Genomic DNA, 16,949 nt, shown 5'->3' on the forward strand with positions numbered 1-16,949 from the left:
TCACGAGTCCCACGAATCGATCTTTGAATCAGATGTCCCTCTTCTGTACAAGCTTCCACATATACAGAAGAACTTGACGTTTTCTTAACAGAACTCGACGACGAGGACTTGCCAACACTTGAAGAGCCAACGGAATTCACACGACTACTAGAAGACACTTTTTTGCTAGAAGTTGAGACCGATCCCGGAACCCGTTCGGCACACTCAGGGCAGGCTCCGGCCGGGATGACAAACGAAGAGGACGATTCTTCTTTTGCGGAGGTTCCGCTATCATCTCCGCATGCGGTAAGCGATAAAGTAAGTATAAATATTGCGATGGAATGACGGAATGACGTAGTCATACAAAACCTCCATAAAATCCAAACAGAAAATCCAACGCAAATAAAATAGCAAAAATTTGTTATTACAGACAATAAAAGTATTCTCTCAAAAAAACGAACCCCGCCGTTTCCGACGAGGTTCGCTTTAAGCTGTGGATCCTATCGCGCCAAGCGCTCCAGGATGACATTTTCACGCAGTCACCCAAGAATTACTTCCAGGATGACGTTGTTGCTCCTTACTGCAAAGTGATGAGAGTAAGGGTGCGCTTGCCGACCTTGATACCCTTCGTGATATCGACAACCTTGGCCTTCTTGGACGGATCATTTGCCCAGCCTTCTTTGAGCTTTTCAGAGCTCTTGTCGAGAGTCTGGACGGATGCCTTGCCCTTGAAGCCCGGAATGTCGAGCTTGATGTCGAAATCGCTGTACGGGCTCTTGTTCACGAGGAGGAGCTGCTTCTTGCTGCCGTTCTCGGTCCAGTAAGCCGTGAGGAGAGCGTCTTCGTCACCCTTGATGGTGGTCTTCATGAGTTTGCCGCGGAGAGCGTCGGAAGCCATCTGGAATGCCCAGTAGCTCGGACGCGGGCAGTTCATGCATTCTTCACCAGAACGGGTCAAGTAACCGTAGTCACCGCCTTCCGGAGTGATGTCGTTGTGGATGTCCCAGTACTGAGCGTTATCGACGTTTTCAGTAGCGAGCATACCGAGGTAGTCAGCGACGAACAAACCGTTTTCAACAGACAAAGTCTGCGGACCCGGGTTGAAGTCAACAGAGTTCCATTCGGTGAGCCAGAGTTCAATCTTCTTGCTCTTGTTGAACTTGGCAGTCCACTTATCGACAACCTTGTGCAAACGTTCGTAGATTGCAGTGAGAGTCTGCGGAGCGGAGAGCAAGGCGAAGTCGTTTTCTTCACCGAAGTGCTGCGGATAGTGGTGGACGATAAGACCGTCAGCGATGTCACCCGTTTCAGCAAGGACCTTTTCGTTCCAGTCGCCTTCGAGAACGCCGAGCACAGCCACCTTGATGGACGGGTCAACCTTCTTCATGGCTTCGATGAACTTACGAGCGCGCTTACCATAGATGGTACCGCCGTCCTTACCATACTTTTCGTAATACGGATGCCAGTTACCGTAGATTTCGTTACCGATTTCCCAGTAGAGGATGCCGGCCTTCTTGTCGATGTTCGTGTGCTTGACCCAGGCAGCGGCTTCTTGTTCCGTGCCGGAACCGAAGTTCACGGTGAACATGGCGTTACTGCCAGTCTTCTTCAACCATTCGAGGAATTCGTCCGTATCGACCATCCAGTCATGGTTGTCGAGGATTTCCTTCCAGTGGTCGTCATCAGCACGGAGACCACCCGGATAACGGATAATGCCGTGGTTGATGCGCTTTGCAAATTCGCGAGTCTGAACCTTGAAGTTCTTGTTGTCAAGCATGTCGCCATCCCAGAGGGCAGCGTTGATACCGAACAAGCCACCAGAGATATTCGGGTTCAAGACATCCTTTTCGCCCTTCACCACGACCTTGATGACAGCCGGACGTTCCTTGGCCTTCACTTCGCGCTGGTTGGTCAAGCGAACGTTGTCAATCTTGAAGCCACCGGCAGTACCTTCGCCACTCGGCTTGAAGTCGAGGTTGACAACACCCTTGAGGTCAAAGATGCCGTTTTCGACAGCCTCAGGCGGCTGGTAGTACGGGAACTTGCCGAACGTGCGGAACGGAACGAGAAGGGTCGTCTTGCCCTTCGGAGCACCGACGTTGGAAACGAAGATTTCGTTGCCGGCATCCTGCACCTGGACGGTGATGGACTGCCATGCCTTTTCGGAATAAACGTCAAACATGACGCCCCAGTGCTTGGTCCAGTCGCGATCCGTTGCCGGGCGGCCAGTCTTCTTCATGTCAAACACTACATCGACCCAGTCGGCGAGGAGGTAGTGTTCGATATTCAAGCAGTTGCTCTTGAATTCCGGGCAGTTTTCGATCTTGAAGCGGAGCTGGGACTTCGGACCCATGGACGGTTCCCACTTGTCCTTAGCATACTTGCTTTCGAAATCCGTAATGACGAGATCCGGAGCGTTGGACTTGAAGGAATCCCACTTGAGATCCGGGTCAACCCAGTCGATGTTTTCAGTAAACGTAATCTGGTCAACGAAGACGGTCACAGGAGCCGGCTTGCCCGGTTCACCCTGGTTTTCGCCCTTGCCGACAGAGAAACGGATTTCCTGAATCTTGTTCCACTGCACGTCCTTCGCGACTTCGGCCTGCTTGTTAGCGTCCCAAGCCTTGCCCTTGTCCATGAAGCGCTTCAGAGGAATCTTGACGAGCTGCCAATCCTTGGAGACCTTGATCCAGTCATTGAGGCCAAGCTTGGTCTGGCTCTTCACGTCGTTGCCCTGGTTGTCGAGGATACCGACATAGAGCTTTTCGCCGCCGAGCTTACCCTTGATCCAGAAGTAGAGGCCGCCCTTGTTGCGGACCTTGGAAAGGTCGATGTACTTGCCTTCACCGAGAGAGTAAGTCACACCAGACCAGTCGTTGTTGTCGATGTACATGGCGAGCACGTTCTTGTTGCCCGGAGTCTTGGAATCGGCTTCGCGCTGAGCGGAGAGACCACCGTAGCTATAGGCAAAACCCTTGACCTGGTTGTCATAGAACGTAGCGAGCGTCTTGGCCTTGCCGTCGAGCTTTTCCGGGTTCTTCGGGCCGTCAATGACGTCGTTGTTTTCATCCCAATAGACCATCTGCTTCTTCGGGGCAGCCTTCTTGTTGCCCTTCACGATTTCGATGTTATCGACCCAGACTTCGAATTCGCTTGCTGCACTCTTGTCAATGGAGAAACGGATTTCCGCAATCTTGTCCCAGTCGATACGAGACGGGAATTCGGACTTGCGGGTGTTGTCCCAGTAGAGACCACGGTCCGGGAAATCGACGAGAGGAATGGAAACCTTCTTCCAATCCGTCGTCACGGCACCGCCTTCGATGTACTTGTTCATCGGAAGCACGACCTGAGTCTTCTTGCCGTCAGAAACTTCTTCGTCCAAGAGGCCGACCTTGACGGCTTCGCCGCCGTGCTTGCCCTTAATCATGAACTCGACCTTGGAGTCGAGCATGTACTTGTTCAAGTCGAAGAATTCATTGTAAAGGCAGATGGACGCACCGGAGTATTCCTTCGGGTCCAGCTTGATGTTAAGAGCTGCCTTGGATTTGTAGCCGCCATCTTTCGTGATGGTGACACCCTTGCTCTTGCCGCCGTAAGAGTAATCGTATCCACCTGGACGGTACTGTTCATCGAAGAACTTATACACAGCCAGATGCGGTCTTTTCGGCTGAGCCATTGCAGCTGTGACGCTGAGTCCGAGGACTGCCAGCGAGGCAACTTTCAATGATTGCTTAATCATATTGTGCATCCTTTTGTTGTTTTTTGATCTTTTTTAAACTTTAAATTACAAACTTGAAAAACAAAAAGCGTACACGCTGTGATTTTTAGCGTGCACGCCTGAAAACTGAATTACTTGGCTTCCTTCAGCATCTTTTCGACGAGATCCGGGCTGAAACGGTCCTGACGCTTGCCGTTGATGTAGAAGTTCGGAGTGCCTTGAACGCCGACCTTGACACCCAACTGGAAGTCCTTGTCGATGCGAGCGCTCATAGCGGAATCGAGAACCATGTCCTTCTTGAACTGGTCGATGTTGAGGCCGACATCCTTAGCGACTGCGACGTAGATGGAGTCGCCGAGTTCACGGGAATGAGAAGCGAGCGCATAACGGTATTCCCAGAACTTGCCCTGCTTCTGAGCTGCGATAGAAGCAGCTGCTGCAGCCTTAGCATTGGAATGGAAGCTGAGCGGGAAGTGCTTATAGACGAACTTGATCTTCTCCGGGTACTTCTTGTTGAGTTCCTGCATCACCGGAGCGATACGAGAGCAGTACGGGCACTGGAATTCGGTGAATTCCACAATCGTGAGCTTCGGGTTCGTGGTGTTGCCAAATACCGGGCTATCTTCGTCAGGAATGTCCCAAACCTTGTTGTCGGCTTCCATTTCGGCACGGGCCGCTTCAAGGGAGATGCCACGCTTGTCAAGGGCATACTTGATGATTTCAAATTCTTCCTTGACCTGCTTGAAATCCTTTTCGAGGCTGTCCAAGCGAGCCTGCTGGTTGAACGAACCGCCAGCGGAAGCTTGATTGCAAGCGACGAAGCTGGAGACCAAAATAGCCATACCAATAAGAGAGAGACGTTTCATATTTGTCCTTTGAGTTAAAACTTGAGGGCCGGCAAGCCCACGATGTGTGAAAAATATAATAATGAAAACTTAGTTTGATTTGAGAAAAACTTCAAAAAAACATACACAAACGTATTATCCGTACCATGAAAAAAGAATTGTAAAATATGAAATTTATTCATTTTTGACCTGCACTAAAAACTGTAATTATCTGATGGACAATAAGTTACTAAAAAGCAAACAGGAACCGTCCCTGCAAAAAACGCAAGCAAAAAATTTACATTTGCAGCGAAAGACTCGACTGCGCGAGTGCTACACAAAAGAACACAAGGGCGACAACGCGTCGTGCTTATTCGCAAAGCAGTAGTAGTGCGGCGGTCAACGGGGCGCTCCAGTTTATCGCGACTTCATTACTTGCAAACGAACATTGCTCGTCCGCGTAAGACATTCCGCGGGATTCACCCAAGTAATGCGGATCGCGGTGAACATCTTGACGGTCCTCGTTTATTCCGCCAACGACAAGGCCCGGCACAGGTTCTTCAACACCGTCGGAGTGGCTAATGCGGTGATGCGGATGCTTGGGCGAACTCCACGCGGACCCGGTCACAAAGCTCACATCGACAGGATTGCGGCCGTAAATAAATTCAATCTGCTCCATTGCCGCCACGCGGTACTTTTCATCGCTAAACCACATATAAACTAAATAAAGAGTCAACGCATGGTTCGCGATATCGCCATTGCTGCCCCAAATAAACTTGCGTATCGACAAACCATAGGGGTCCTCTTCTTGCAAACGAAGCATTTCATCTGCGGTATATTTGAATGCCATTCTCGCTTTTTGCGTCCACTCGCAATCCATTGTAGCAAGTGCAAACCACGCCAAATTCTGCGTCGAACGCCACTGCAAACCGTACGTCGGCAAATACGCGTCCATATCCGTCGGCAGCTGATTTTCAATCCGTTCGAGCAGTTCCGCGATGTTCAACTTCGCTAACGACGTGGCATTTTCGCAAACGGCGTTCACGCCACCTGTTTTTTTCAGTTCGCGATAAAGCATTGCGCGCGCCCAGAAAAAGTCGTCGCCTAAGTCAGGATCTCCATATCCACCACTACCTTCCGTATTGTGCGGCCAATCCACTTCGGGATTTTTTTCAGCCCACAAATAAGCGCGAACGCCAGCCACCAGGCATTTTGCCGCGAAATCCGCATCGACATCTTGATACACGCGATGAGCCTGTGCAAGAGCCGCCGCAAAGTTCAACGTCGATGAAGTCGATTTCCCCAGGATGTAACGCTTTTGCGATGCATCCGATTCCGCAGGCGAAACAAAGCCGTCCCAGCGGTACGGAGTCACCTTGAAGAACACGCCGCCATCGTCATCTTGCATCCGCAAGAAAAACTCCAGTTCAAAACGAACTTCATCCAGCAAGCTCGCCGGCTGTTCGAACGATTCCTTGAACGCAGTACCACCAACGAATACGGAATTTTTCCGCAATTCGCAAGCAAGCATCAACGTGGCAACACTCACGCCGCCATTCACAATGTACTTGCCATAATCGCCAGCGTCGTACCAGCCGCCATGAGCGTTCCAGACGCCTTCACGGTTCATTGTCGGATGGAAGTCCAGCACCGCGTCCAAGTGGGCCGCAGGCCGCATCCACGCTCCAGCAAAGCGTTCCGGCAATTCCATACCGCTCCGTTGCAAATAGAACGACTTGATGTTCGCCTTGAACTGGTCCGCCAGCCAATTGCCCGAAATATCGAACAAATGCGACTGCACGTCAAAACCGTCCAAAGCAATCCGATATTGCCCCGGGACACGCACCGCAGAAAAATCACCATTGAACAGGATCTCGTCCGTGTAATCGAGATAACAAAGTTTCTCGGCCTCGCCTTCAAAAACCGCATGAGACGATACGTCCAAAACCTTGAACTTGACAGCTTTGGCCGGAATATCTTCCGAAAAAGCGATCAAAAAAGACTTTGACGCGGAGGGGGCATAACCCAAATGACAATAATGAATCTTCACATCCATGCCGTAAGAATAACTTTTTTTATTCGCAAGCGAAATAAAAACACAAAAATCACGTTTACTAGAGGGAACAAAAAAGTTTCCCATTTCGTTTATTTTTTCTTGCACATTTCTCACATTTATATTTAGATTTCATACTATGAAAAAGCCAATCAAAATCACCCTCATCGTTCTAGGATCACTGATCCTCCTCTATTTCATCGCACTCCTTGTGGCCCCCAAGATAGCCCGCAGCTACATCGAAAACCACTCCAAGGAAATGATTGGTCGAACCATCACCATCAAGGATATTTTCCTCAATCCGTTCACTTACGAAATGGACATCGACACGCTTGCCATCATGGAAACAGACGACAAGACACGTTTTGTCGGGTTCGACAAGTTCAGCATCAACATCAACCCGCTCAAACTCTTGACAGGAACGCTGGACATCAGCGACATCAACATGAAAGCGCTCTACGTCCGCGTCAATCAGCATGGCGAACGCTTCAACTTTTCAAGTATTCTGGACCACCTCGCCCAAAAAGACAGTATTTATTATGCCGAGCACCCCGAAGAAAAGAAAGCCCAAGAGAACAAGAGCGCTGCAGAAATCGCAGCCGGCCTCCCTGTCAGGCTTTGCCTCCGGGACATCGTTTTTGAAAAAGGCAACATCATTTACCAAGACACCAAAATCGGCTCCAAGTTCCATCTCAAGGATTTCTCGATCAATATCCCGATGATTTACTTGGAAGACAAATCTACCGATGTCGATTTGGCCCTCAGGTTTGCAGATGGCGGAGATTTAAAAGTCAAAGTCGATGCCAACATGGCGACATACGACTACAAGCTCGGCATCAACTTGCACAATTTCGCACTTTCCTGCATCAAGCCGTACTTGAACGATTACATCAGCTACAAGGATTTTGCAGGAGCACTCTCGGCGAACCTCGCCATCAGCGGTAATATAAATAAGATTCTCGCCTCGAACGTCAAAGGCAAGGTCACGCTCGACAAGGTCGATCTCACCGAAAACACTGGTGGCAAACTTGGTGCAAACAACGTCGTCGTCGGCATCAACAAGGCAAACCTCGTCGATAACGAATACCTCATTGATTCCGTTATTGTCGATGGCGCATACGCACGCGTTGATCTCTATAAAAGCGGCAAGACAAACTTTGACGCACTGCTAGCACCGATGAACAAGAACGCTCCGAAGGCAGATTCTGCCGCAGCCGAAGCTGCTCCGGCAGATGGGGCTACGGACACCGCAACGGACAAACCCGCTGGAGCAGCCGTATCGCAGAAACCAGAGCCAAAGCCCGAACCGAAACCAGAACCAAAGCCAGAACCCGCAGCCGATGCAACGACGCAGTCCACCGCAACCGATTCCGCAAGTGTCGCAAGCAACGACGCAAAGTCCGCCAAGGCCAAAAAGCTCAAGGCAAAAATCAACAAGCTCCTTGTCAAGAACACCTCTGTTTCTGCAACCGACCACACCATTATCCGTCCATTCAACTACACCGTAAGCGGCATTACTGTAAGCGGTCAGAACATCAATTACGACACGCCCTGCAACGTGAACGTCACGGCAGCATTCCCCGAAGGCGGAAGCCTCTCGCTCAAGTACCACGGTGCGCTCAGCAACTTGAGGACGATGGACGTTTACATTAGCGTGAAAAATCTCGCGCTCAAGCATTTCTCGAACTATTCGCTGCATTACACGGCCTACCCGCTCAAGGCAGGTACGCTCGCCTTCGCAAGCGATAGCAAGATCGTCGATCGCAACTTGAACAGCAAGAACACGATTGACATTTACAACATCACGGTCGGCAACAAAGTCGATGATATCAAGCCCGAATACACCGTCCCGATGAAAATCGGCCTTTACATCTTGAAGGACAAGGACGACAAAATCCAGTTCGACATTCCTGTGAAAGGAAACCTCGACGACCCAGAATTCTCCTACGGCAGAATTATCTGGAAAACCGTCCTGAACCTGCTCGTCAAAGTCGCAGTCTCTCCGTTCCGGCTCGTCGGAAACCTCGCCATCGCAGGCGCTAACGCGCTTGGATTCGACCTTGGCAAGAACAACGAAGTGGTGATCGACGCGAATAGCGAAACGTTTACCAGCGAACAGTACGCAAAAGCGATCAAGATGACGGAATTAATTCAAAAAGACCCGAAACTGATGCTCACGTTCACACAGTACTACAATCCGCGCAAGACGGCCAAGGAATACAAGGTCAAGCAGCTCAAGATTGATTTTTACAAGCTAAAGAACAACAAGACTGTGCTGAACGAACTGGACCACAGAGCTATCGACGAGATGGACGAAGATAACGATGAATACAAGGCTTACGTCAAGGAACATGCCGACGAAATCGACAAGAACTACATGATGAAGGCGCTCCCGCAAATGGCAAACAAGCGCAACGCCGACCTTCTCAAAGTGCTACGCGCTCAGCCCGGCATCACGAAAAAGAACTTGAAAGTCATCACCGCCCCGAGAGAAGCTCTCCGCAAGTACAAAGACAAACCGATGTATAAAGTCGATGTGGATGTGCAGTAAGTTAGTGGTTAGTTGGCAGTAGGAAGTTGGAAAGCGTCATCCTGGAGGCGCCAGCCGATAAGATCCAGTTTCGAAGTCGTCATCCTGACCCTGTAAGGGGAAGGATCCAGTAAAGTCTTGATTAGCAATAAAAAATGACTGGATGCGGGAAAGCCCCATCCAGTTACTATTTTAACATAAGAAAAGCCCACTCACGTTGAGTGGGCATAACATTTAAGTCTCAGCTCAGGGCAAAAAGCCCAAGCCCCTTTATAACTTATTCATGAATGACAGCGTTTGCAACCTTCTGGTTCGCAACATTCACGCCCGCCCAAAGAATCGCATCGCTCACTTCGGAATTTTCGACGACGCAGTTATCGCCAACCGACACGTTCGGACCGATCTTAGAATTCTTGATAACCACGTTCTTGCCGATGTGGCACGGCATGACAATTTCGGAGCCTTCGAACTGCTGAGAAACCGGCTTTGCGGTACGCTGGAGAACATGGGCGTTCGTTTCGAGCAAAGTTTCGACAAGACCACAATCCAGCCACTTTTCGACCGGGGCCGTACGGAACTTGCATCCAGCTTGAATCATGCGTTCCAAAGCATCCGTCAACTGGAACTCGCCCTTCGTGCGGATGTCGTTCTTCATGAGGTAGTCCAAAGATTCCTTGAGAGCCTTGACATCCTTGATGTAATAGATGCCGACAATCGCTTCGTCCGAAACAAACTCCTGCGGTTTTTCCACAAGACGTTCAATAAGCCCATCCGCTCCCTTCACAGCAACGCCAAAACGCTTAGGATCCGCCACCTTGAAAGTATAAAGAACGTTTTCCGTAGCATTTTCCAAAAGGGACAAATCAGCCTCGAACAGCGTATCACCCAAAATAATCAAAAGCGGTTCATCATCGTTTACATACGGAAGAGCAAGGCTAATAGCCTCCCCCAGCCCCTGCGGATTGGCCTGAACAACAGTGCGGACGTTCCCCCATTCCGTTTTTTGCTTCAAATACTCATCAACAACGGAAGCCTTGTAACCCGTAATAAAAACAGTCTCGGAAGGTTTCAAAAAAAGGGTATCATCAACAATCCAATCAATGATTGTTTTACCAGCCACAGGAAGTAAACACTTAGGAAGATTTTCTGTATATGGACGAAGACGAACTCCATTACCAGCAACAGGAAGAACTATTTTCATTTAAAATCCCTTTTTTGAGTAAATTCTTCAAACACCCTTACAATTATCTAAAAGATAAAAAATTTTTAATCAAAAAAAAGTATTTGTACTGAATTCGATGGATTTTTACTTTACAATGTTTTCTAAATCACGTTTTCTCAACCAGTTAGCACACCACCCCTGAAGCAAATAAAAAAACTCCACCTTTTCAGATGGAGTTTAGTGGATGATGCAGGGGTCGAACCTGCGACCCGCTGATTAAGAGTCAGCTGCTCTACCAACTGAGCTAATCATCCAAAAATCTGGTCGCCTTTCAGCTATGTCTTTGCAAAAATCAAAAGTCGCAGTTTCAAAGTTCGTTGGACGCTTAGCTTTGCCTGACGCTTTTGTATTTGCAGCACCTCGCCTTGCGGTTGAGTGCTTAGTGGATGATGCAGGGGTCGAACCTGCGACCCGCTGATTAAGAGTCAGCTGCTCTACCAACTGAGCTAATCATCCATAGTCGCTTTGGACGCGCTCAATTTTAGAAATATCTGAATAAATTGGCAAGGGGGAAAAGAAATTTTTTTCTTTTTTTTGAAACAAAGCATGGAATTCAAAAATCTAAGTTCTATATTCTTGCTCATGAGCATTAATTCCAATCGTCTGGACGCATTCCTTTCGCACTTGGGTGTAGAACGCAACCTCTCCCCGGTAACAATCCAAAGTTACCAGGAAGACCTGCGGCATTTTATTGCATGGCTAGACGACAATGGAATCGACCTCAAGGACTTGAAGCCCGAAAAGCTGGACGACTTTTTGACGCTCACCGCCGGGCAGGAGGAATACTCCCCCACGTCGGTCGCAAGGCATTTTTCGAGCTTGCGCGGGTTCCTCAAGTACATGCAGAACCAGGGCGAATACGACTACAGCACGGAATCCATGCTTGCAACACCAAAGCTAGGGCATTACCTTCCGCAGTACCTGACCCGCGAAGAAGTGGATAGCGTTTTCGAGAGTGCCGCAAACGGCAAGAACCCACTTCGCGACACAGCTTTGTTCGAACTGATGTACAGCGGCGGGCTGCGAATTTCGGAAGCACTCGGAATCAAACTTTCGCAAATCGACCTCGACAACGAATGGCTTACGCCGATTGGCAAGGGCAACAAGCAACGCCTCGTGCCGCTCGGCAGCAAGGCGAAAGAAAATCTCCGTGCATGGATTCAAGAAGGCCGCCCGCTCACGCATCCAGTTACAGACAACATCATTCTAAACGCACACGGCAAGCCGATGAGCCGCATGGGTGCATGGAAAATCGTGCAACTACATACAATGCACTTGAGCAAGCAAGTTTCGCCGCACACGTTCCGCCATAGCTTTGCCACGCACTGCCTTGAAGCGGGCATGGACTTGCGCGTTTTGCAAGAACTGCTCGGCCATGCCGACATCAGCACCACGCAAATTTATACGCACATCGACAAAGAATTCATCAAGCGGGAACACCGAGAACATCACCCGAGGGAGAGAGTAGTGGTTAGTGATTAGTGGTTAGTGGCTAGGGATTAGGGACGAGAGATTAAAGTTCTTGGATTTTATCGCATCTACGATGCTCCAAAATGACAGTTGTAACAAAGAACCTCGAACAAAACAACCAATGACCAGTAGCCAATGACCATTGACTATTGACTAACAACTATTAACCAATAACCACCATCCAAAATTTTATATATTTTCGGGTCAAAACGCTTGAAGCAATTCAAATAACAAGCAAAGCGACCAATATGCGAATCGAAGTTCATCCAGAAAACCCGCAAGCACGCATCGTAAAGCAAGCCGCCGAGATTCTCGAAGACGACGGTCTTGTACTCTACCCCACCGAATCCGGTTACGCCATAGGCTGCAACGCGGAATCCCCCAAGGCAATCCACAAGCTTTACGCCCTCAAGAAGCCCATGAAAAAATTCTTCATGGCACTCATCGTTCCCGACATCCGGTTCGCGACCGGCTACGCCCACGTGAGCAACTTTGCGTTCAGCATCATCAAGCAGCGCGTTCCTGGGCCATACACCTTCATTCTCCCTGCCGATCCGCACATTGCGCGTAAACTCGACGTAAAACGCCCGGAAATCGGCATCCGCATTCCGACGCACCCGTTTTTTAAAGAGCTCTTCCAGCACTTCGACAAGCCCATCCTCAGCACAGCCGCCAAGCTCAGCGACGAGGACATGTACGAAACGGACGACATCTGGAAAACGTTCCAGCATTCTGTTGACATGATGGTCGATTGCGGCAACATCGAAATCAACCCGACGAACATCGTAAGCCTCGTCGGCGATTCCATCGACGTTATCCGTGGCGAACTGATTTAGAAAACGCTACAATAGAGGCACCCGCTCGATAGCGGGCACAACAAAGAAAAGGGCCGCCGCAAGCAATTACGCATGGGCGACCCTTTTGCTATACCCGGTTCGCGAGTCGAACGCGAGTTTAATCCTTAGGAGGGACTCGTTCTATCCATCTGAACTAACCAGGCTTTTTAGCGCAAGCAAATATAACAAAATACTTAATTTTTTTCAACCGGCGGTTCAGTTTCGGATGCAAGCCTCGTTCTCGCATCGTACAGGCTTCTGGAAATGTGCGTAAACGCTTCCACCACGACCGGGTCAAAATGCGTTCCCGCACCGCCGGTAATAATGTCCATCGCCTTTTCGTAGCTAAAGCCCTTCTTATAGACGCGTTCAGCAATCAAAGCGTCGAATACGTCGGCCACTGCCATGATTCTTGCGGACAAAGGAATTTCTTCGCCCTTGAGGCGATTCGGATAACCGGAGCCATCCCACTTTTCATGATGGAAGCTAGCCATTTCGATGGATTCGTTCAAGTAGTTGGCATCGAACGTATCGCCAGCATCTTCCACCATCTTCTTAAGGATTTTGCCGCCTTCTGTCGTATGGCTTTTCATGATGGCAAATTCTTCGTCCGTCAGCTTGCCGTTTTTGTTCAAAATCAAGTCTGACACGGCAATCTTTCCGATGTCATGGAGCGGGGCCGCCTGTTTAAGCTTGTGGACATAAGCGTCATTCAACACGCCCTTGAACTTGCCTTCTTTCTGCAATTCCTTCGCAATCGCTTCCACGTATTCAGCGGTCTTTTTAATGTGATCGCCCGTGCTCTTGTCGCGAGCTTCGACCATTTCCGCAAATTCCATAATGATGACCTCTTGCATACGCTGGATTCGGTCATTCTGCTCGTGCACTTGATGGATAAAGTTGTACGTATCGCGAGTCATATCGCAGAAGTATTCGTACAGTTGCCCGATTTCGTCGTTCGACTTAATATCAAGTTCTTTTACCTTTTCGACAGCATCGCGGATTCGGGTTAAATTAACATTCCCCATTTCGAATGCAAACGTAGCCCGCATCGTTTCGCCTGCAATTTTCATGGTCGCAAACGACATCTTGTTCACAGGAATCACAATGTTGCGTTTCATCAGTTCAATAACAATCATCATGATGATAATCGAAAGCCCAAAGAACAGCGAGAGCAACTTGATAAAGAACATCGCCTCGTCGCGAACGATTGATTCCATGGAAATGTCCGCCGCCACGTATGCTACCGTTTTCCCGGCAGCATTCTTGAGAGGCCTATAGACAGTCAAAAGCCAACCAAACTGGTCGTCCGAAATAATCGGTTCGATTTCTTCGCCCGCCAAAAGATTAGGCAGATACGGTTCAAAAGACGGGTCAAAATCAATCCTATCCCCAGGAGATCCACCCGGTTCGCCATCGGTATCCAAGTCAAAGACGACATGGCAACCATCCTCTAATATTTTATAAACATAAAGGAACTTTGTCTGAGAAAAGCTTTCTCGAACATCTTCAAGCACATCCCTCACACGGCTATACCCTTCGACCTCGAACCCCCGTGCAATATAGTCATCGACCTTTTCGGCATCAATGGCAATAGACGCGGCCTTGGTTACGCCTTGCGCGATACTTATAAAGTTATTGATGGAATTGCTGCGATAAAGGAGAAATCCGATTGTACTTGCAAGTCCGCCCAAAAGCACCTCAGCAACGATTACCATCATCACCACTTTGTTCAACAGCGGATTTCGGACTGTCTTTTTTTCATACGGATTGTTGTGCTTGAAATAGCTGTCTTTCAGCTTTTCCTTGTACGCTTTTGGAATAAAGCGGAATATCAAAGCAGAAAGCAGCACAATAGCGCTCTTGTCAAATATGTCAATGACAATATCGGCAACAAATTGCGACGTAAAACGGTCCCAGTGCATAACATCATGGAACGCTATCGCAAACGGAGCCGAGATTCCTTCGCCAAAATTAAATCCGTACAAAGCGTATGTGAAAATGGAACCCAGACCGCCGCCAATCAAAGCTAACACAAGAATGACGATGAGCAACTTCCAAATGCGTTTGAAGAACCCACGACGGTACATATAAGTTGCAGTCGTTGCGATAAAGATGCTCAGAACGCCGTAATACATAGCTACAGGCTCTTGGGTGATGCCGTTGTACGCATTCACGCCAAAACCCACAATTACAGAAGGCAGATACCCACCAAGCATGGCGGTCAGCACGGTCCCCAGGCAATCCAAATAAAGCGGAACGCCAAATTCCAGCCTTAACTGTGCCGGAATTACGTTCAAAAGAAGCCCGATTACAATCAACAGAATCACGTTTTTTGAACGCGACCAAAATACAGTAAACCACCTTAAGGCTTTCCGCAGTGCAGACCTAATCTCAGAAACATACATTCTCATACCCAATTTACTCCATATTTCTTACATAAAATAAATAAAAAAATTGCAATTTATACGCTAAGCTTGAAAAAAAGAGAGTAAAAAGGGATGTTTGGTCATTAGTCATTAGTCATTGGTTATTAGTCAATAGTTATTGGTTATTGGTTGTTGGTCGTTATTTTTTTTCAAAAATTTTTTTTTGACCCCTTGCCAAGGGAATTTTTGTTTGATATTTTTGTGATATGATGAATTTCGTAACAAGTGCAACTATGAATCGTCGTTGGTGGCGCGGACTCTAACATAGAGCCCGGTATTTGTTACAAATCACCCAAGATTTTTTAGCAAAGGCTTCCGGACTCACGGAGGCCTTCCTTTTTTCCAAAAATTGACGAAATCCTCCGGGATAAAAAAGTCTTTGCAGAACCTGAAAAGGCAAACGAATTTTAAACCAGAGGATAAACATGACGAACTCGTCCAAGATTAATCACATTACTCAACGCCAAGGATACGAACCGCGTACAGACAGCATTTACGTGGCACTTCCCGGTGAACGCTACACCCCGTTTTCGCTCGGCAAGAAGCTCGGCGCAAAGGCCATCTTCGAATCGGCAAGCTTTGACCACGGTCGCAGCCGCTATTCGACCTTGATGGTCGATGAAGGATTCCGCCTGCGTCAAAACGAAAAGGACGTGAGCATCATCGTCGATGGCAAGGAAAGCGTCTTTTTGAAAGAAGGCGAAGGAGATATCTTGGATGCGCTTCTGTTGATTTCTGCCGAAAACACCGTGCCGCCTAACCAGATTCCGATTCCGTCTTCGGGCGTGGGCTATCTCGGCTACGAATTCTGCGCCCGTTGCGATACGATTCGCCTTGCACCGCAGGTCGATGAGCTCAACATTCCCGAAGCTGAATTTTTGATTGGCCACATCTACATTGTGTTCGACCACTTCACCGAAAAGCTTCACTTGTTCGCACTGAACTACGAAGAACATAAAATCGACTTGAAGGCAGCGATTGAAAAGGTTAAAGCTCGCCTCGCCGACCTCGATTTTAGCTATCTCGCCCCCGAAAAGCAGTACAGCAAGGGAATCACGATGACCGACCTCGAACAGTCCCGCAAGGAATACGTGGAAAAAGTCGCCGCCTTGCAGAAGCACATTGTGGCAGGCAATATCGTTCAGGCAGTCCCGTCTCGCCGTATCCAGTTCGCAAGCGATATCGAAGCACTCGACATTTACCGCCGTCTCCGCACGGTGAACCCGTCTCCGTACATGTTCTTCCTCGATTACGGCACGCACCAGTTCATCGGAGCATCTCCGGAAAGCTTGATCCGCGTGCGTGAAGGCATTGCCACCATCCACCCGATTGCAGGCACCCGCCGCCGTGGCAAGGATGACGCAGAAGACGAAGCCTTGATGAAGAACTTGAAGGGCGACCCGAAGGAACGCGCCGAACATTTGATGCTCGTGGATTTGGCCCGTAACGACCTTGGCCGCGTCTGCGAAGCCGGTACAGTGGAAACGACCAAGTACATGGAATGCGAAAAGTTCAGCCACGTGATTCATTTGGTTTCTGACGTGCAAGGCAAGGTGGCACACGGCAAGAAGGCGATTGAAGTTTTGCGCTCCAGCTTCCCGGCAGGCACGGTGAGCGGCGCTCCGAAAATCAGCGCGATTGAAATTCTTTCTGGACTTGAAAAGGTCAAGCGTCGTTTTTACGCAGGTGCAGTGGGCTACATCGAATCCGACGGCGATTTGGATTTCTGCATCGCCATCCGTTGCTGCTTGAAGCAGGGCAAGACGATTAGCTTGCAGGCCGGTGGCGGCATTGTCGCGGCCAGCAACGCTGACCGCGAATTTGAAGAAACGAATGAAAAGCTCGGAGCCGTGCGAGCAGTACTGGAGGGGGAAAATTAGTAGACAGT

At 49.0% G+C, this 16,949-nt stretch carries 10 protein-coding genes and 3 tRNA genes; 4 read left to right on the forward strand and 9 right to left on the reverse strand.

What is annotated here, in order from left to right:
- The 4 genes from IKG78_RS11445 to IKG78_RS11460 form a co-directional block, all read right to left on the reverse strand.
- The coding region (locus IKG78_RS11445) for a hypothetical protein (RefSeq protein ID WP_290943514.1) at positions 1-341 on the reverse strand (341 nt) is incomplete at its 3' end.
- A gap of 215 nt (positions 342-556) precedes the next feature.
- The gene (locus IKG78_RS11450; RefSeq protein ID WP_290943516.1) at positions 557-3,718 is read right to left on the reverse strand and encodes a carbohydrate binding domain-containing protein; all 3,162 of its coding nucleotides are present in this window, start codon (positions 3,716-3,718) and stop codon (positions 557-559) included.
- 110 nt (positions 3,719-3,828) lie between these two features.
- The gene (locus IKG78_RS11455; protein WP_290943519.1) at positions 3,829-4,563 is read right to left on the reverse strand and encodes a thioredoxin domain-containing protein; all 735 of its coding nucleotides are present in this window, start codon (positions 4,561-4,563) and stop codon (positions 3,829-3,831) included.
- A 328-nt stretch (positions 4,564-4,891) separates the two neighbouring features.
- On the reverse strand, positions 4,892-6,661 hold the full coding sequence (locus IKG78_RS11460) for a glycoside hydrolase family 9 protein (protein ID WP_290943520.1): 1,770 nt from the start codon (positions 6,659-6,661) through the stop codon (positions 4,892-4,894).
- 52 nt (positions 6,662-6,713) lie between these two features.
- Here IKG78_RS11460 and IKG78_RS11465 point away from each other — a divergent pair, with 52 nt between their 5' ends.
- Positions 6,714-9,125 (forward strand): DUF748 domain-containing protein, encoded by a 2,412-nt coding sequence (locus IKG78_RS11465; RefSeq protein WP_290943522.1) that lies wholly within the window; start codon positions 6,714-6,716, stop codon positions 9,123-9,125.
- A 256-nt stretch (positions 9,126-9,381) separates the two neighbouring features.
- Here IKG78_RS11465 and IKG78_RS11470 read toward each other — a convergent pair whose 3' ends face one another.
- The 3 genes from IKG78_RS11470 to IKG78_RS11480 form a co-directional block, all read right to left on the reverse strand.
- Positions 9,382-10,305 carry a sugar phosphate nucleotidyltransferase gene (locus IKG78_RS11470; RefSeq protein WP_290943524.1) on the reverse strand — a complete coding sequence of 308 codons (924 nt, stop codon included), beginning with the start codon at positions 10,303-10,305 and terminating at the stop codon, positions 9,382-9,384.
- A gap of 202 nt (positions 10,306-10,507) precedes the next feature.
- A tRNA-Lys gene (locus IKG78_RS11475) sits at positions 10,508-10,580 on the reverse strand.
- A 129-nt stretch (positions 10,581-10,709) separates the two neighbouring features.
- A tRNA-Lys gene (locus tag IKG78_RS11480) sits at positions 10,710-10,782 on the reverse strand.
- 90 nt (positions 10,783-10,872) lie between these two features.
- Here IKG78_RS11480 and IKG78_RS11485 point away from each other — a divergent pair.
- Complete coding sequence (locus IKG78_RS11485) at positions 10,873-11,808, forward strand: tyrosine recombinase (protein WP_290943527.1); 936 nt, start codon at positions 10,873-10,875, stop codon at positions 11,806-11,808.
- Between the two features lie 236 nt (positions 11,809-12,044).
- A complete protein-coding gene (locus IKG78_RS11490) occupies positions 12,045-12,632 on the forward strand; it encodes an L-threonylcarbamoyladenylate synthase (RefSeq protein WP_290943529.1) in 588 nt (195 codons plus the stop codon).
- Between the two features lie 91 nt (positions 12,633-12,723).
- Here the strand turns inward: IKG78_RS11490 and IKG78_RS11495 are convergent.
- A tRNA-Arg gene (locus IKG78_RS11495) sits at positions 12,724-12,796 on the reverse strand.
- Between the two features lie 30 nt (positions 12,797-12,826).
- Positions 12,827-14,962 (reverse strand): HD domain-containing phosphohydrolase, encoded by a 2,136-nt coding sequence (locus IKG78_RS11500; RefSeq protein ID WP_290943531.1) that lies wholly within the window; start codon positions 14,960-14,962, stop codon positions 12,827-12,829.
- Between the two features lie 524 nt (positions 14,963-15,486).
- Between IKG78_RS11500 and IKG78_RS11505 the strand changes: the two genes are divergently transcribed.
- The gene (locus IKG78_RS11505; RefSeq protein WP_290943533.1) at positions 15,487-16,941 is read left to right on the forward strand and encodes a chorismate-binding protein; all 1,455 of its coding nucleotides are present in this window, start codon (positions 15,487-15,489) and stop codon (positions 16,939-16,941) included.
- Positions 16,942-16,949 lie beyond the last annotated feature (8 nt).

The organism is Fibrobacter sp. (genome assembly GCF_017545445.1).
Lineage (GTDB): Bacteria > Fibrobacterota > Fibrobacteria > Fibrobacterales > Fibrobacteraceae > Fibrobacter.

Excerpts from the sequence above, each read along its gene's own strand:
- IKG78_RS11450 (WP_290943516.1), bottom strand. The coding sequence starts at position 3,718 with ATGATTAAGCAATCATTGAAAGTTGCCTCGCTGGCAGTCCTCGGACTC.
- IKG78_RS11455 (WP_290943519.1), bottom strand. The coding sequence starts at position 4,563 with ATGAAACGTCTCTCTCTTATTGGTATGGCTATTTTGGTCTCCAGCTTC.
- IKG78_RS11460 (WP_290943520.1), bottom strand. The coding sequence starts at position 6,661 with ATGGGAAACTTTTTTGTTCCCTCTAGTAAACGTGATTTTTGTGTTTTT.
- IKG78_RS11465 (WP_290943522.1), top strand. The coding sequence starts at position 6,714 with ATGAAAAAGCCAATCAAAATCACCCTCATCGTTCTAGGATCACTGATC.
- IKG78_RS11470 (WP_290943524.1), bottom strand. The coding sequence starts at position 10,305 with ATGAAAATAGTTCTTCCTGTTGCTGGTAATGGAGTTCGTCTTCGTCCA.
- IKG78_RS11485 (WP_290943527.1), top strand. The coding sequence starts at position 10,873 with ATGGAATTCAAAAATCTAAGTTCTATATTCTTGCTCATGAGCATTAAT.
- IKG78_RS11490 (WP_290943529.1), top strand. The coding sequence starts at position 12,045 with ATGCGAATCGAAGTTCATCCAGAAAACCCGCAAGCACGCATCGTAAAG.
- IKG78_RS11505 (WP_290943533.1), top strand. The coding sequence starts at position 15,487 with ATGACGAACTCGTCCAAGATTAATCACATTACTCAACGCCAAGGATAC.